Consider the following 16,015-nt stretch of genomic DNA (forward strand, 5'->3'; position numbering starts at 1 on the left):
GGTGTGGGGGTGGGTCAGCGGAGGAAGGCGGCGGCCACGCCGGCGTCCACGGGGATGTGCAGGCCGGTGGTGAGCGAGAGGTCTCCCCCGGTGAGGGCGAAGACCGCCGCCGCGATGTGCTCGGGCAGCACCTCCCGCTTCAGCAGGGTCCGCTGGGCGTAGAACTCGCCCAGCCGCTCCTCGGGCACCCCGTACACCGCCGCCCGGTTGGCGCCCCAGCCGGACGCGAAGATCCCGGAGCCCCGGACCACGCCGTCGGGGTTGATCCCGTTGACCCGGATCCCGTACGGCCCGAGCTCGGCGGCCAGCAGGCGGACCTGGTGGGCCTGGTCGGCCTTGGCCGCCCCGTACGCCACGTTGTTCGGCCCGGCGAACACGGAGTTCTTGGAGGAGATGTAGACCAGGTCCCCGCCCATCGCCTGGTCCATCATGACCCGCGCCGCCTCACGGGACACCAGGAACGACCCCCGGGCCATGACGTCGTGCTGCAGGTCCCAGTCGGCGGCGGTCGTCTCCAGCAGCGACCGCGACAGCGACAGCCCGGCGTTGTTGACCACCAGGTCCACCCCGCCGTACGCGAGGACCGCGCGGCGCAGGGCCTCGGTGATCCGCTCCTCCGACGTCACGTCCACCTCGACGGCCAGCGCGACGTCGGCGGTGCCGAGCTCGGCGGCGACCTTCTCCGCCGACCCGAGGTCGCGGTCGGCGACCACGACGCACGCGCCCTCGGCGGCCAGCCTGCGCGCGGTGGCCGCGCCGATGCCCGACCCGCCGCCGGTCACGAAGGCGACGCGGGTGGCCAGCGGCCTGGGCTTCGGCAGCCGCCTGAGCTTGGCCTCCTCCAGCTCCCAGTACTCGATGCGGAACTTCTCGGACTCCTCGATGGGCCGGTAGCCCGACAGCGCCTCGGCGCCCCGCATCACGTTGATCGCGTTGACGTAGAACTCGCCGGCCACGCGGGCCGTCTGCTTGTCCTTGCCGAAGCTGAACATGCCGACGCCGGGCAGAAGGACGATCGCCGGGTCGGCGCCGCGCATCGCGGGCGAGCCGGGCCCGGCGTGCCGCTCGTAGTAGGCCCGGTAGTCCTCGCGGTAGGCGGCGTGCAGCTCGCGCAGCCGGGTGACGACGTCGGCGAGCGGCGTGTCCGGTGGCAGGTCGAGGACCAGCGGCGCGACCTTGGTGCGCAGGAAGTGGTCCGGGCAGGAGGTGCCCAGGGCGGCCAGGCGGGGGTGCTCGGCGCGGGACAGGAAGTCCAGCACCTCCGGCGTGGCGGTGTAGTGGCCCACCTGGCGCGCGTCGGTGGAGCACAAGCCCCTGACCAGAGGGAACAGGGTCGCGGCCCGTTCGGCGCGCTCCCGCTCGGGCAGCGGCCGGTGCAGGACCGGGCCGAACGGCTCGGGCCTGCCGTGCTCGGCGATGTACCGCTCGGCGGTCCGGATGATCTCCAGGGACCGGGCCTCGCACTCCTCGCCGGTGTCGCCCCAAGCGGTGATGCCGTGGCCGCCGAGGATGACCCCGATGGCGCCGGGGTTGGCGTCCTTCAGCGCGGCGATGTCCAGGCCGAGCTGGAACCCCGGGCGCCGCCAGGGCACCCACAGCACCCGGCCGCCGAAGATCCGCCGGGTCAGCTCCTCGCCGCCGTCGGCCGTGGCCACGGCGATGCCGGCGTCGGGGTGCAGGTGGTCGACGTGGGCGGCGTCGACCAGGCCGTGCATGGCGGTGTCGATGCTCGGGGCCGCGCCGCCCTTCCCGAAGGCGCAGTGGTCGAACGCGGCGACCATCTCGTCCTCGCGCTCCGGCCCGGGGTAGACCCGGGTCAGCGACCGCAGCGTGGCGAGCCGGAGCACGGCGAGGCCGGCCTCGGTGAGGGTGCCGAGGTCGCCGCCTGAGCCCTTCACCCACATCAGCTCGACGTCGTCGCCGGTGACGGGGTCGGTGGCGGTGCCCTTGGCGGAGGCGTTCCCGCCGGCGTAGTTGGTGTTGCGCGGGTCGGCGCCGAGGGCGTGCGCGCGGCGCAGCAGCTCGGTGACGGTCGTGCCGGTCATGTCAGGCCCCCCATCCGGCCTGGGCGCCGCCCACGCGCTCGGCGACGATCTTCTCGGCGTAGCCCGAGCGCCGGTAGGCGGCCATCGGGTCGGGGTCCAGGCCCGACTCCTCGCGCAGCTCGGCGAGCAGCGGGCGGACGTCGGTGTTGTAGGCGTCCATGAACGCGGCGCTGGCGCCGAGCACGTCGCCCTCGGCCTGGGCGCCCGCCAGCGCGTCCGCGTCGACGAGCAGCGCCTTGGCCGTCGCCTCCTGGACGTTCATCACCGAGCGGATCTGGCCGGGGATCTTGGGTTCGATGTTGTGGCACTGGTCGAGCATGAACGCGATGTGCTCGCCGTACCCGCCGCCCCTGATCACCTCGTACATGATGCGGAAGAGCTGGAACGGGTCGGCGGCCCCGACCATGAGGTCGTCGTCGGCGTAGAAGCGGGAGTTGAAGTCGAACCCGCCGAGCCGCTCCTCGCGGAGCAGGAACGCGACGATGAACTCGATGTTGGTGCCCGGCGCGTGGTGGCCGGTGTCCACGACGACCTGCGCCTTGGGGCCGAGCTTGAGGCAGTGGGCGTAGGCGGTGCCCCAGTCGGGCACGTCGGTCGCGTAGAAGGCCGGCTCGAACAGCTTGTACTCCAGCAGGAACCGCTGCCCGTCGCCGAGCCGGTCGTACACCGCGGCCAGCGCCTCGGCGAGCCGGTCCTGGCGGGCGCGCAGGTCGTCCTGGCCGGGGTAGTTGGTGCCGTCGGAGAACCACAGCTTGAGCGTCGCCGACCCGGTGAGGTCCATGATGTCGACGCACTCCAGCAGGTGGCCGAGCGCCTTGCGGCGCACGCCGGGGTCGGGGTTGGTGACGCTGCCCAGCATGTAGTCGTCGTCCTGGAAGACGTTGGAGTTGATCGCGCCGATGCCGACCCCGAGGTCGCGCGCGTGCCTGGCCAGGCCGGCGTAGTCGTCCACCTTGTCCCAGGGGATGTGCAGGGCGACGGTCGGCGCGACGCCGGTGAACCGGTGCACCTGGGCGGCGTCGGCCAGCTTCTCGTACGGGTCGCGGGGCACGCCCTTCTGGGCGAACACCTTGAACCGGGTGCCGGAGTTGCCGAAAGCCCAGGAGGGCGTCTCGATGCGCTGCCTCCGCAGCGCCGCCTTGATGTCCGTTGCCATGGGGATCCCCGATCAGTCGAGATGGAATACTTCGTCGAGCGTGAACATGCCTTCGTCGGGACCGCGCCCGTCGAGTTCCTCGAAGAACGGCGCCATCTCCGCCTGCCAGCGGGCGTTGACGTCCGTCGCGGCCATGGCCGCGCGGGCGGCGTCGAAGTCGGGGGTCTCCAGGTAGCCGACGAGCAGGCCGTCGTCCCGAAGGAACAGCGAGTAGTTGTGCCATCCGGCCGAGCTCAGCGCGCCGAGCATCTCCGGCCAGACCGCCGTGTGGCGCAGGCGGTACTCCGCGAGGCGGCCGGGCCTGACCTTCAGCAGGAAGCACACACGCTTCATGATCGATCGCTCCTCACGTACGGCTCGCGCGGGCCGCCCCCGGTGCGGGAGCGGTGCGCCGCGCGAGCCGTGCACGATGGTCTGGAGACGCCGGCCGGATCGTGGCCCGGCGGCTCAGAAGTCGAACTGGTCGATGTTGGACGCCTCGAAGGTGAACGGCGGGCCGAGGATGACCTCACCGTCCTTGCCGATCGTCTTCTCGCCGAGCTTGCCGGCCTTGAACGTCTCGCCCTCGGTGCCGGTGATCTGCCCGGAGGACAGCGCCGCGGCGGCGTAGGCGGCCAGGTAGCCGAGGTCCTTGGGGTTCCACAGCGCGAACTTCTGGACGGTGCCGTCCTTGACGAACTGCTTCATCTGGTTCGGCGTGCCGAGCCCGGTCAGCACGACCTTGCCCTTGTACTTGGAGCCGGAGATGTAGCGGGCGCCCGCCGAGATGCCGACCGTGGTCGGGGAGATGATGCCCTTGAGGTCGGGGTAGGCCTGCAGGAGCCCCTGGGTCTGCTGGAAGGACTTCTGGTCGTCGTCGTCACCGTAGGCGACCTTGACCAGCTTCATGTCCTTGTACTCGGGCTTGGTCAGCTCGTCCTTCATGAAGCCGATCCAGGTGTTCTGGTTGGTGGCGTTCGCGGTGGCCGACAGGATCGCGATGTCGCCCTTGTGGCCGATCATGTCCGCGAGCAGCTTGACCTGGCTGCGGCCGACCTCCTCCGAGCTGGCCTGGTTGATGAACAGGTTCCGGCAGTCCTTGGCGGCGTCGGAGTCGTAGGCGACGACCTTGATGCCCTTGGCCATGGCCTGCTTGAGCGGGCCGCAGACCGCGTTGGCGTCGTTGGCCGCGATGAGGATGGCGTCCTGGCCCTGCTGGGTGAGCGTGTTGATGTAGGAGATCTGGGACGACGCCGAGGCGTCGGACGGGCCGACCTCCTTGGCGGTGCCCGCGAACTCCTTGGTGGCCTCGATGCCCGCGTCGTCGACGATCGTCTCGTAGGGGTTGTTGATCTGCTTGGGGAGGAAGGCGAGCTTCAGCCCCTGCTTGACCGGGGCGTTCGGGTCGGCCTTGGCGGGCGCCGCGGCCGACGACTGGGCCGGGGCCGCCGAGGTCGCCGGGGAGTCCTTGGTGGTGCCGCCGCAGGCCGCCAGGCCGAGCGCGAGGACGCTCGTGGCGATCGCCGCGGAGGCGAACCGCAATGAGGAATGCGTCATCATCGATTACTTTCTGCTTCGGAGGAGAGGGGGGTGTGCGGAGCCGGGGAGCGGCGTCGCTGTCGCACGACGGCCGCGAGGCGCGGGGTGAGCACCGAGACGATGAGGAGCAGCCCGGTGACGATCGACTGGATCTCGGTCGCGACGTCGTTGAGCATGAGCAGGTTGCGCAGCAGCCCGATCAGCAGCACTCCGGCGATGACGCCGCCGAGCGTGCCCTTGCCGCCGTCGAAGTCGACCCCGCCGAGCAGCACGGCCGCGATGACGGCCAGCTCGACGCCGAACCCGTTGTCGGCCCGTGCGCTGCCGTACCGCAGGGTGTAGACGACGCCGGCGAAGGCCGCCATCGTGCCGGACACCACGAAGAGCACCAGCTTGATCCGTTTGACCCGGATGCCGGCGAAGAAGGCCGCCTCCTCCTGCGATCCGATGGCGAACAGCGCGCGGCCGGCGCCGGTGGCGTGCAGGACGACGCCGGTGATGATCGCGAGCAGCACGAACAGGGCGACGGGGTAGGGGATCGGCGTGCCGGGCACGTCGCCGGTCACCAGGTCGGTGTACCGCTGGGGGAACTCCGCCACCGCCTTGTCGCCGAGCACCACGTACGCGAGGCCGCGGTAGAGCGCCAGGGTGCCGATGGTGACGGCCAGCGAGGGCAGGCCGAGGCGGGTGACCAGCAGCCCGTTCACCAGGCCGCACACCGCGCCCACGACCACCACCAGCGGGATGATGGTCTCGATCGCCCAGCCGGCGTCCCACAGGGCCCCGATCATGGCGCTGGACAGGCCGAGCACCGAGGCGACCGACAGGTCCACCTCCGCGGCGACGACGAGCAGGGTCATGGCGAGCGCGATCAGCGCGATCTCGCCGAGGTCGCCCAGCGCGAACGACAGGTTGCCGGCGTTGGCGAAGTCGGGGGAACCGGCCGCGCCGGCCAGGAACACGGCGATGAGCAGCGCGGTGACCAGCACGTCCCAGCGGACGAAGCGGCCGAGGGGCGACCGGCCCGCCGCGCCGCCCTTGGGGGCGCTGCCGGTGCCGGGGGTCGTCATGAGGTCATGCGCCATGGCGGACGCTCCTCTTGCGCAGCAGCCGTGTGACCCGCACCGCGAGCACCCGGTCGACGGTGATGGCCAGCAGCAGCAGCGCCCCGGTGAGGGCCTGCTGCCAGAACGAGTTCACCTTCAGCACGACCAGGGCGCTGCCGATGGTGGTGAGCAGCAGGGCGCCGAGCACGGCCCCGTACACGGTGCCGACGCCGCCGACGATGGCCACGCCGCCCACGACGACGGCGCTGACCACGATCAGCTCCCAGCCGCGCGCCGGGTCGGCGACGACGGTGCCGAACCTGGCCAGCCAGAGCACCCCGCCCAGCCCGGCGAGCGCGCCGCTGAACAGGTAGGCGGCCAGGACGCGGCGCCGCACCGGGACCCCGGCGAGGCGGGCCGCCTCGGGGCTGGAGCCGATCGCGTAGAAGTCGCGCCCCGAGGGGTAGGAGCGCAGGTAGTAGCCGACGGCGAGCATGACCACGACGGTGATGACCGGCAGGTACGGGACGCCGAGCACGCCCTCGTTGCCGAGGTGGAGCAGGGCGGGCGGCAGGTCGACGGCGTTGATCTGCTGGCCGTGGGCGATGTAGTGGTCAAGGCCCTGGATGACGTACAGCGTGCCGAGGGTGACGACCAGGGCCGGGACGCGGCAGAAGCTCACCAGCAGGCCGTTGAGCAGCCCGCACACCGCGCCGATCGCGACGCCGAAGACCAGGGCCGTCAGCACGCCGCGCCCGGTGGGGTCGGCGGAGACGAACTTGCCGGTGCAGAAGGCGACCAGCCCGACGACCGACCCCACCGACAGGTCGATGTTCCTGGTGATGACGACCAGGGACTGGCCGACGGCGAGCAGGGCCAGGATCGAGGTGTTGAGGAAGATGTCCTTCACACCCTGGCCGGACAGGAAGTTCGGGTTGACGGCGGTGGTCACCAGCACCAGGACGGCGAGCGCGGCCACCAGGCTGAGCTCGCGGGCCCGGAAGACCAGTTCCACCAGGCCGCGCGCGCTGCGCCCGCCGGGGGTGGCGTCCGCGGTGACGGCGGTCACGCGGCGGCCCCGTCGCGCCCGGTCGCCGCGGACATGACGCTTTCCTCGGTGGCCCGCTCGCGCGGGATCTCCGCGGCGAGCCGGCCCTCGTGCATGACGAGCACGCGATCGGCCATGCCCAGCACCTCCGGCAGGTCAGAAGAGATCATCAGGATCGCGATGCCGCGCCCGGCGAGTTCGGAGAGCAGGCGGTGCACCTCGGCCTTGGTGCCGATGTCGATGCCCCGGGTGGGTTCGTCCACGATCAGCACGGCGGGGTCGGTGGCCAGCCACTTGGCGAGTACGACCTTCTGCTGGTTGCCGCCGGACAGGACGTTCACGGCGTCGCCGAGGCGGGTGAACTTCAGTTGCAGGCGGGCCGCCCAGTCGCGCGCCCGGTCGCGCTCGGCGGCCCGGGAGATCACCGGGCCGCGGCGCACGCTCTTCAGGCCGGTCAGGCCGATGTTGCGCTCGATGGACAGGTCCATGACCAGGCCCTGCTGGCGCCGGTCCTCGGGGACCAGGGCCAGGCCGGCCGCCATGGCGGCGGTCGGGCTGCCGGGGGGCAGGCGCCGGCCGCCGACCTCGACGGTGCCGGCGTCCCAGCGGTCGACCCCGAAGATCGCGCGGGCGACCTCGCTGCGCCCGGCGCCGACCAGGCCGGCCAGGGCGACGATCTCGCCCCGGCGCACCTCGAAGGAGACGTCGGTGAACACGCCTTCGCGGGTGAGGCGGCCGACGGTGAGCGCCACCTCGCCGGGCAGGGTGTCCTGCTTGGGGTACAGGGTGTCGAGGTCGCGGCCGACCATCCGCCTGACCAGGTCGTCGGGGGTGAGCGCGGAGATGGGCTCGCCGGCCACCCACGCCCCGTCGCGCAGGATCGTCACCCGCTGGCAGAGCTCGAAGATCTCGTCGAGCCGGTGGGAGATGAACAGCACCGCGCAGCCCTGCTCGCGCAGGGTCTTGACCACGTTGAACAGCCGGGCGACCTCGTTGCCCGACAGGGCGGCGGTGGGCTCGTCCATGATGAGCACGCGCGCCCGCCGCGACAGGGCCTTGGCGATCTCGACGAGCTGCTGGTCGGCGATGGACAGGCCGCGTGCGGGCCTGCCGGGGTCGATGGCGACGCCCAGCCCGGTGAACAGCTCGGTGGCCTCGGCGTGCATGGCGCGCCGGTCGATGCGCCCGAAGCGGGCACGCGGCTGGCGTCCCATGAAGATGTTCTCCGCGACCGACAGGTCGGGGAACAGCGTCGGCTCCTGGTAGATCACGGCCACGCCCGCCTCCTGGGCGGCGGCCGGGCCGCCGAACTCCACGGGCGCGCCATCGAGCAGCACCTCGCCCTCGTCGGGGCGGTGCACCCCCGACAGGGTCTTGACCAGCGTGGACTTACCGGCGCCGTTCTCGCCCGCGAGGGCGTGCGCCTCGCCGGCGAACAGCTCGAGCGAGACCTCCCGCAGCGCGCGGACCGCGCCGAAGGACTTGCCGGCCTTCCTCAGTGCGAGCACCGGCGGCGGCGCCGTGCCGGGCGCCGGCCCTCGCGGGGCTTCGGCCTCACCGGGATCCCTCACGCTGACCCGCCCCTTCCCAAGCGCTTGGCATGCGGGGCCAAAAACGTTTTAATGGCCTTGCCCGGACGCTAAGGCCGGTCCAGCGACCATGTCAATGGGGGGTGAAGTCGCTGTTTCCAATGCGTTACCGGGGCTCCTTCCCCCGGCATCCGCACCGCCGCCCGCTCCCTGTGCGATTTTGGTACCAGGGCTGGTGCGCGCCACGGCTGGCACGTTTTAATGAACGCCGACAACTGAAGGAGTCCGGATGAGCACGGGGAGCACCGGAGGCACGGTGAGCATCAAGGAGGTCGCCGCGCGGGCCGGGGTCTCCCCCGGCACGGTTTCCAACGTGCTCAACCGCCCGCACAAGGTGGCGGCCGAGACGCGCACCCGCGTCGAGAAGGTCATCCGCGAGCTCGGGTTCGTCCGGCACGGCTCGGCGTCCACCCTGCGGGCCGGCCACAGCCGCACGATCGGCCTGTCGGTGATCGACATCGGCAACCCGTTCTTCACCGACGTCGCGGCCGGGGTCGAGGACGTGGCCAGCGACCTCGGCTACGCGGTGATCCTCGGCAACTCCTCGGGGGACCACGCCAAGGAGGAGCGCAACCTGCGCGTCTTCGCCGAGCAGCGGGTGCGCGGCCTGCTGATCACCCCCTCGGGCGAGGACCCCGCCCGCCTGGACGCGATCCGCGACCGGGGCATCAGCCTGGTGCTCGTCGACCACCCCGCCCACCGCTCCGACCAGTGCTCGGTCGCGGTCAACGACATCACCGGCGGGCGCACGGCGGCGGACCACCTCATCGCCGGCGGCGCCGCCCGCCTCGCGTACGTCACCGGCCCGCTGACCATCCGCCAGTGCCTCGACCGCATGACCGGGGCCGGGCAGGCGGTGGCGGCGGCCGGGCTCGACCCGGTCGCGGGGCTGGAGGTCGTCGAGATGCCCGCCATGAACGCCAGGGCCGGGCAGCGGGCGGCCGAGAAGATGGTCGCCGAGGGGCGCCTGCCGGACGCGATCTTCTGCGCCAACGACCTGCTGGCCCTCGGCCTGCTGCGCGGGCTGCTCCAGGCGGGCGTGCGGGTGCCCGACGACGTCGCGCTGATCGGCTACGACGACATCGACTTCGCGGCGGCCTCGGCGGTGTCGCTCAGCTCGATCCGCCAGCCGACCTACAAGCTCGGGCGCATCGCCACCGAACTGCTGCTCGACGAGTGCGACAACCCCGAGAGTCACGCCCACCAGCAGATCATGTTCCAGCCCGAGCTGGTCGCGCGCGAGTCCACCCGGCGCGACCGGTGACCGCCCGCTCCCCGGCGGCGCCCGCCACGTTCGCGGCCGTCGACCTCGGGGCCTCCAGCGGGCGGGTGATGACCGCGCGCGTCCATCCCGGCGGGGTCGAGCTGTCGGAGGCGCACCGCTTCGCCAACCGGCCGGTCCGGGCCGGGGGCACCCTGCACTGGGACATCCTGTCGCTCTACCAGGGCGTCCTCGACGGGCTGCGCGCGGCCGGCCCGGTGGACTCGATCGGCATCGACTCCTGGGCGGTCGACTACGGCCTGCTCGACGCGTCCGGGCGGCTGATCGGCAACCCGGTCCACTACCGCGACGAACGCACCTCCGGGGTGATGGAGCGGGTGGTGGACCAGGTCGGCGCCGCGTCGCTGTACGGCGTGAGCGGCCTGCAGTTCCTCCCGTTCAACACCGTCTACCAGCTCCTCGCCGACCCGGCGGCCCTGGAACGCGCCGAGACGCTCCTGATGATCCCCGACCTGCTCACGCACTGGCTGACCGGGTCGATCGGCGCCGAGACCACCAACGCCTCCACCACCGGGCTGTACGACGTGCGGGCCGGCGACTGGGCGCGCCCGCTGATGGACCGCCTCGGCGTCCCCTCGGGGATCTTCCCCGCCCTGCGCGCGCCCGGCGCCCCCGCCGGGACGCTCCGCCCCGACGTCGCCGCCGAGACCGCCGCCCCCGGCGGGACCCCGGTGGTCGCGGTCGCCTCGCACGACACCGCCTCGGCCGTGGCCGCCGTGCCCGCCGCCACCCCGGAGTTCGCCTACATCTCCTCCGGCACCTGGTCCCTGGTCGGCGTCGAGCTGCCCGCGCCCGTGCTGTCCGAGGAGAGCCGGCTGGCGAACTTCACCAACGAGGGCGGGCTGGACGGCACCACCCGCTACCTGCGCAACGTCATGGGCCTGTGGATCCTCTCCGAGTGCCTGCGCGCCTGGGACCACCCCGCGCTGCCCGGCCTGCTGGACGCCGCCGGGCGGGCCCGGCCGTTCGGCGCCCTGGTCGACCCCGACGACCCCGCCTTCCTGCCGCCCGGCGACATGCCGGGGCGCGTCGCCGCGTACTGCGAGCGCACCGGCCAGCGCCCGCCGTCCGGCCCGCCCGAGGTCGTGCGGTGCGTGCTCGAAAGCCTCGCCCTGGCCTACCGGCGCACCGTGCGGGACGCCGCGCGCCTCAGCGGCCAGGCGGTGAAGGTGATCCACATCGTGGGCGGCGGGGCGCGCAACGCGCTGCTGTGCCAGATGACCGCCGACGCCACCGGCCTGCCCGTGCACGCGGGGCCGGTGGAGGCCGCCGCGCTCGGCAACGCGCTGGTCCAGGCCCGGGCCCTCGGCCTGGTCGGCGACATCCGCGAGCTGGTACGGCGCAGCGAGCCGATCGTCGCCTACGAGCCCCGGGGCGACCAGACGGCCTGGGACACCGCCGCCACCCGCCTCGCGACCACCTCGACCTGAGCGACCGGCCACCCGCTGCAGGCGAGGCCGGTCGGGCCGGTGCCGCGCGTCGGCGTTGCCCGGGGGCCCGGCGCGCCCGAGACTGATCATGTGAGTCCTTGCGTCCGTGCCGAGATCCGGGTGGACGGCATCGTCCAGGGGGTGGGTTTCCGCCCGTTCGTCCACCGGCTCGCGACGCGGCTGGAGCTGCGCGGCGTCGTCGGCAACGACGAGCGGGGCGTGTTCATCGAGGTCGAGGGCGGCTCGGCCGCCGTGGCCGCCTTCCTCGCGGCCGTGCGCGACAGCCCGCCGCCGCTCGCCGTCGTCGACCGGGTCACCGCCCGGGACATCCCGGTCACCGGCGCCCCCGGGTTCTCCATCGCGCCGAGCACCGGCCCTGGACGCGGCCGGGCGCTCATCTCCCCCGACGTCGCGACGTGCGACGACTGCCTGCGCGAGCTGGACGACCCGGCCGACCGCAGGTTCGGCTACCCGTTCGTCAACTGCACCGCCTGCGGGCCGAGGTTCACGATCGTGCGGGCCTCGCCGTACGACCGGGCCGCCACGACGATGGCGGGGTTCCCGATGTGCGGGGCGTGCGCGGCCGAGTACCACGACCCGGCGAGCCGGCGGTTCCACGCCCAGCCGGTGTGCTGCCCGGCCTGCGGCCCGCGCCTGCGGCTCCTCCACAGCTCCCGGCCTGCGGCCCCGGGCGACCAAGGCGACCCGGGCGACCGGGTGGAGGCGGCGGGCGACCCGGTGGAGGGGGCGGCGGCCGTGCTGGCGGGGGGTGGGATCCTCGCGGTCAAGGGCATCGGCGGTTACCACCTGGCCGTGCGCGCCGACCTGGAGCGGGCCGTCACGGCGCTGCGGGCGCGCAAGCACCGCGAGGACCGGCCGTTCGCGCTCATGGCGGCGGACCTGGCCGGGGCGCGGCGGCTGTGCGACATCGGCCCCGGCGAGGAACGGGCGCTCACCGGCCCGCGGCGGCCGATCGTGCTGATGCGCCGCCGCGCGGACGCCCCCGTGGCCGCGTCCGTCGCCCCGGGCGCCCGGGAGCTCGGCGTGATGCTGCCCTACTCCCCCGTCCACCACCTGCTGCTCCGCCGCTGCCCAGGGCCGATCGTGCTGACCAGCGGGAACGTCTCCGACGAGCCGATCGCCTACCTGGACGAGGCCGCGCTCGCGCGGCTGGGCGGCATCGCCGACGCGTTCCTGATCCACGACCGGCCGATCCACACCCGCACCGACGACTCGGTGGTCCGGGTGTTCCGGGGGCGGGAGTCGCCGATCCGGCGCTCGCGGGGCCACGTCCCGCGCCCGGTGCCGCTGGTGCGCGCGGCGCGGCGGCCGGTCCTCGGGTGCGGGGCCGAGCTGAAGCACACCTTCTGCCTGGCCGAGGGCGGCCGCGCGTTCGTGTCGCACCACATCGGCGACCTGGAGAACCACGAGACGCTGCGGTCGTTCACCGAGGGCGTCCGGCACTTCGAGCGGCTGTTCGGCATCCGGCCCGACGTGGTGGCCTACGACCCGCACCCGGAGTACCTCTCGACCAAGTACGCGCTGGACCGGGAGGACGCCGCGCTGGTGGCCGTGCAGCACCACCACGCGCACGTCGCGTCCTGCCTGACCGACAACGGCGAGGCGGGGCCGGTGATCGGCGTCGCCTTCGACGGGCTGGGCCACGGCCCGGACGGCACCCTGTGGGGCGGTGAGTTCCTGGTCGCCGGCCTGGCCGGGTTCGAGCGGGCCGGGCACCTGGCGGTGGTGCCGATGCCCGGCGGGGCGGCGGCGGTCCGGCAGCCCTGGCGGATGGCCGCCTCCTACCTGGGCGCGCGGGCTCCGGAGGGCTTGGCGGTCCGCGAGCGCAACGCCGGGCGCTGGGACGCCGTCGTCGCCATGGCCTCCCGGGGGGTGAACGCGCCGCTGACCTCCAGCGCGGGCCGCCTGTTCGACGCCGTCGCCGCGCTGACGACGGGCCGCGACACGGTCACCTACGAGGGACAGGCGGCCATCGAGCTGGAGCGGATCGCCGACCCGGGCGAACGGGGCGCCTACCCCTGCCGCCTGGTGGACCCCGGCGGCGGGGCGCCGTTCATGGTGGCAGGGACCGATCTCGTCGAGGCGGTGCTGGCGGACGCGGCGGCGGGCGTGGACCCGCCGGTGATCTCGGCGCGGTTCCACAACGGGGTCGCCCTGCTCATCGCGCGCGGCTGCCTGCGGGTCCGCGACGGCACGGGCCTGACGGCGGTGGCGCTGTCGGGCGGGGTGTTCCAGAACGTGCTGCTCACCGAGCGGGCGGCCGCCCTGCTGGAGGGGCACGGGTTCAGGGTGCTGCTGCACACCGGCGTGCCGCCCAACGACGGCGGCGTCAGCCTCGGCCAGGCGGCGGTCGCCGCCGCCCGCGACGCCGAACCCGGCGGCCTCCCCGGATGAGGGACGGCGTGGCCGGGTGACGGGCGTACTGGTGATGGGCGCGCCGGGTGACGGGGAGCCGGGGTGACGGGAGGGCGAGCCCGGGGTGACGGGCGGCGTGACCGGGTGACCGGGACGGTCAGGTGGGCGGGGTGGTACCGGTGGCGGCGTTCCTGGCGGCGCGGGCCTGCTCGACCTTCGCGCTCGCGGCGTACTTGTCCACGTACTCCTGCCCGGACAGCTCCATCAGCGCGTACATGATCTCGTCGGTGACGGCGCGCAGGACCAGCCGGTCCTCCTCCATGCCGTAGTACCGGGAGAAGTCCAGCGGCTTGCCGTACTTCACGCCGGGCCGGATGCCGAGCTTGGGGAGCGGGTGCCCGGGAGGCATCATCTCGAAGGTGTTGATCATCGCCCAGGGGATGACCGGCACCCGGGACTCCAGCGCCAGGCGGGCGACCCCGGTCTTGCCCTTGTACAGGCGGCCGTCGGGCGAGCGCGTGCCCTCGGGGTAGATGCCGAGGACGTGGCCCTCGCGCAGGATGCGCAGGCCGGTGCGAAGCGCGGCCTCGCTGGCCTTGCCGCCGGACCTGTCGATGGGGACGGTGCCGACGCCGGTGAAGAAGGCCCGGCTCAGCAGGCCCTTCAGCCCGCGCCCGGTGAAGTATTCCGCCTTGCCGAGCGAGATGACCTTGCGGGGCAGCGGCAGCGCGCCGAAGAAATGGTCGGCGAACGACAGGTGGTTGCCCGCGAGGATCATCGGGCCCTTCCTCGGGACGTGCTCTTTGCCCTCGGCCCAGGGACGGAACACCAGATGGAGTAACGGCGCGAGAATGGCCTTCACCACCCAGTAGAACACTCGGGCACCTCTTCTCTGGTCCGCTGGCGTGTCTTTTCGTTCACGGCGCTGTAACCGGCGTGGCGTCATCTTCGCACGCCCGGCGCGCCGCACCTACACCTCCGCGCCTCCCGGTCACGACACCGGGCCCGTGGATCTCGCGGGACGGCACCCGAACGTGCGACGATCAGGCGAGCCGCATCAGGAAGAGGAACCCATCATGCCGCTCATGCCCGGCTCCGAGCCCTACCAGCACGAAGGTGGCCAGGTCGGGGTCCTGCTCTGCCACGGTTTCACCGGGACGCCGCAGTCGCTGCGCCCCTGGGCCGAGCACCTGGCGGCGGCCGGCCTGACCGTCTCCCTGCCCCGCCTCCCCGGGCACGGCACCACCTGGCAGGAGATGAACCGCACCCGGTGGGAGGACTGGTACGCCGAGCTGGAACGCGCCTTCGAGAGCCTGCGGAGCCGGTGCTCGGAGGTCTTCGTCACGGGCCTGTCGCTCGGCGGGTGCATGGCGCTGCGGCTGGCGGAGGTGCACGGCGCGTCGGTGCGCGGCCTGGTCGTGGTGAACCCCTCGATCGTGAACGACACGCCCCTGCTGTCGCTCGCCCCCGTGCTGAAGTTCGTGCTGCCCTCGGTCGCCGGGGTCGCCGGGGACATCAAGCGCGAGGGCGTGACCGAACTGGGCTACACCCGCACGCCGGTGCGGGCCGCCGCCACGCTCCCCAAGCTGTGGTCGCTGGTCCGTTCGGAACTGGGCCGCGTCACCCAGCCGGTGCTGGTCTACCACAGCCCCGAGGACCACGTCGTGAAGCCGCAGAGCGTTGAGCTGCTGAAAGAGGTGCTCGGGGACAATCTGACGGTCCGCGAGTGCGCCGACAGCTACCACGTGGCGACGCTCGACAACGATGCTCCGACGATTTTCGAGGGCAGCCTCGACTTCATCAGGACCCACGCGTCGGTACCCTTGCAGAGAGACTGATCCGACCTCAGCGGCTAGCCGCGTGCGAGGCGGCGGGGCATGAGCCGGCCGGCCACCGAGCGAGCGACGAGCCACCCAGCGGGCGCGATCGTCCTCACCAGCGATCCCAGCAAGCGCAGCAGCCCTGACGACCAGCGAACATCACCACCAGCGACCCAGCGTACGCAGCACCGTGAGCGACCAGCAGGCGTGATCATGATTAGAGGAACGAATCGAAGTGACCGGTGACGCCGCAGAGCGATGAGGACGAGGTCTGGCGTCAGATCGTCGCCTCCTTCAACGAAACCGCCGAAGCGACCTCGGCCGGCCAGCCATGGCCGGACCGCGAGAACGTCCCCGCCGACGACGCCCCGCAGCAGGTGAAGGCGGAGACGCCGGCGGAGACCCGCGAGGAGGAGCGGCCCGCCGCCCCCGAGGACGACGACGGCGACCACTACATCCCGCCTCCCCCGCCGCCGCTCCCCAAGATGGACGCCGGCACCAGGATCGCCTGGCTCGCGCTGTTCGGCGGCCCCGCCTACCTGCTGCTCGCCGCCCTGCTCACCTGGCCGATGGACGGCTGGATCGTGTTCGCCGCCATCGCCGCCTTCATCGGCGGCTTCGTGGCCCTGATCGTCCGCATGGGCGACGGCCCCCCTCCCGACTCCGGCTGGGACGACGGCGCGATCATCTAAGGCCCTCGGCGGG

The 16,015-nt window shown here is 73.0% G+C and carries 13 protein-coding genes; 5 read left to right on the forward strand and 8 right to left on the reverse strand.

Annotated features, from left to right (window positions below; genetic code table 11):
• Window positions 1-14: 14 nt before the first annotated feature.
• From NYZ98_RS38450 to NYZ98_RS38480, 7 genes are all read right to left on the reverse strand, one after another.
• Window positions 15-2,045 (reverse strand): bifunctional aldolase/short-chain dehydrogenase, encoded by a 2,031-nt coding sequence (locus NYZ98_RS38450; RefSeq protein ID WP_262849914.1) that lies wholly within the window; start codon window positions 2,043-2,045, stop codon window positions 15-17.
• A gap of 1 nt (window position 2,046) precedes the next feature.
• Window positions 2,047-3,201 carry an L-rhamnose isomerase gene (gene rhaI, locus NYZ98_RS38455; RefSeq protein WP_262849916.1) on the reverse strand — a complete coding sequence of 385 codons (1,155 nt, stop codon included), beginning with the start codon at window positions 3,199-3,201 and terminating at the stop codon, window positions 2,047-2,049.
• Window positions 3,202-3,213: 12 nt separating this feature from the next.
• Window positions 3,214-3,534, reverse strand: coding sequence for an L-rhamnose mutarotase (locus tag NYZ98_RS38460; RefSeq protein WP_262849918.1), 321 nt, complete (start codon window positions 3,532-3,534; stop codon window positions 3,214-3,216).
• A 114-nt stretch (window positions 3,535-3,648) separates the two neighbouring features.
• Window positions 3,649-4,737: a rhamnose ABC transporter substrate-binding protein gene (rhaS, locus tag NYZ98_RS38465; RefSeq protein WP_262849920.1), complete on the reverse strand. Its 1,089-nt coding sequence runs from the start codon at window positions 4,735-4,737 to the stop codon at window positions 3,649-3,651.
• Entirely contained in the window at window positions 4,737-5,804 is a 1,068-nt protein-coding gene (locus NYZ98_RS38470) for an ABC transporter permease (protein WP_262849922.1), read from the reverse strand. Before NYZ98_RS38470 ends, rhaS begins: the two co-directional genes overlap by 1 nt.
• A complete protein-coding gene (locus NYZ98_RS38475) occupies window positions 5,794-6,834 on the reverse strand; it encodes an ABC transporter permease (protein ID WP_262849924.1) in 1,041 nt (346 codons plus the stop codon). The genes NYZ98_RS38470 and NYZ98_RS38475 overlap by 11 nt, the downstream gene beginning before the upstream one ends.
• A complete protein-coding gene (locus tag NYZ98_RS38480; protein WP_262849959.1) occupies window positions 6,831-8,321 on the reverse strand; it encodes a sugar ABC transporter ATP-binding protein in 1,491 nt (496 codons plus the stop codon). Before NYZ98_RS38480 ends, NYZ98_RS38475 begins: the two co-directional genes overlap by 4 nt.
• Before the next feature lie 310 nt (window positions 8,322-8,631).
• Between NYZ98_RS38480 and NYZ98_RS38485 the strand changes: the two genes are divergently transcribed.
• The 3 genes from NYZ98_RS38485 to hypF all read left to right on the forward strand — a co-directional run bounded on the left by NYZ98_RS38485 (window position 8,632) and on the right by hypF (window position 13,529).
• On the forward strand, window positions 8,632-9,666 hold the full coding sequence (locus NYZ98_RS38485) for a LacI family DNA-binding transcriptional regulator (RefSeq protein ID WP_262849926.1): 1,035 nt from the start codon (window positions 8,632-8,634) through the stop codon (window positions 9,664-9,666).
• Window positions 9,663-11,114 (forward strand): rhamnulokinase, encoded by a 1,452-nt coding sequence (locus tag NYZ98_RS38490; protein WP_380708273.1) that lies wholly within the window; start codon window positions 9,663-9,665, stop codon window positions 11,112-11,114. The genes NYZ98_RS38485 and NYZ98_RS38490 overlap by 4 nt, the downstream gene beginning before the upstream one ends.
• A 90-nt stretch (window positions 11,115-11,204) precedes the next feature.
• Window positions 11,205-13,529: a carbamoyltransferase HypF gene (hypF, locus tag NYZ98_RS38495; protein WP_262849928.1), complete on the forward strand. Its 2,325-nt coding sequence runs from the start codon at window positions 11,205-11,207 to the stop codon at window positions 13,527-13,529.
• Between the two features lie 118 nt (window positions 13,530-13,647).
• Here the strand turns inward: hypF and NYZ98_RS38500 are convergent, their stop codons facing one another.
• Complete coding sequence (locus NYZ98_RS38500) at window positions 13,648-14,367, reverse strand: lysophospholipid acyltransferase family protein (protein WP_262849930.1); 720 nt, start codon at window positions 14,365-14,367, stop codon at window positions 13,648-13,650.
• Between the two features lie 199 nt (window positions 14,368-14,566).
• On the opposite strand from NYZ98_RS38500, the gene NYZ98_RS38505 reads away from it, so the two are divergent.
• Complete coding sequence (locus NYZ98_RS38505; protein WP_262849932.1) at window positions 14,567-15,328, forward strand: alpha/beta hydrolase; 762 nt, start codon at window positions 14,567-14,569, stop codon at window positions 15,326-15,328.
• 224 nt (window positions 15,329-15,552) lie between these two features.
• Entirely contained in the window at window positions 15,553-16,002 is a 450-nt protein-coding gene (locus NYZ98_RS38510) for a hypothetical protein (protein ID WP_262849934.1), read from the forward strand.
• Window positions 16,003-16,015: the final 13 nt, after the last annotated feature.

It is taken from the genome of Sphaerisporangium corydalis (assembly GCF_025506355.1).
In the GTDB taxonomy this organism is placed as follows: domain Bacteria; phylum Actinomycetota; class Actinomycetes; order Streptosporangiales; family Streptosporangiaceae; genus Sphaerisporangium; species Sphaerisporangium corydalis.

Bases quoted from the DNA above. Each gene is read 5' to 3' on its own strand.
- rhaI (WP_262849916.1), bottom strand. From the start codon at position 3,201: ATGGCAACGGACATCAAGGCGGCGCTGCGGAGGCAGCGCATCGAGACG.
- NYZ98_RS38450 (WP_262849914.1), bottom strand. From the start codon at position 2,045: ATGACCGGCACGACCGTCACCGAGCTGCTGCGCCGCGCGCACGCCCTC.
- NYZ98_RS38470 (WP_262849922.1), bottom strand. From the start codon at position 5,804: ATGGCGCATGACCTCATGACGACCCCCGGCACCGGCAGCGCCCCCAAG.
- NYZ98_RS38505 (WP_262849932.1), top strand. From the start codon at position 14,567: ATGCCGCTCATGCCCGGCTCCGAGCCCTACCAGCACGAAGGTGGCCAG.
- NYZ98_RS38460 (WP_262849918.1), bottom strand. From the start codon at position 3,534: ATGAAGCGTGTGTGCTTCCTGCTGAAGGTCAGGCCCGGCCGCCTCGCG.
- NYZ98_RS38485 (WP_262849926.1), top strand. From the start codon at position 8,632: ATGAGCACGGGGAGCACCGGAGGCACGGTGAGCATCAAGGAGGTCGCC.
- rhaS (WP_262849920.1), bottom strand. From the start codon at position 4,737: ATGACGCATTCCTCATTGCGGTTCGCCTCCGCGGCGATCGCCACGAGC.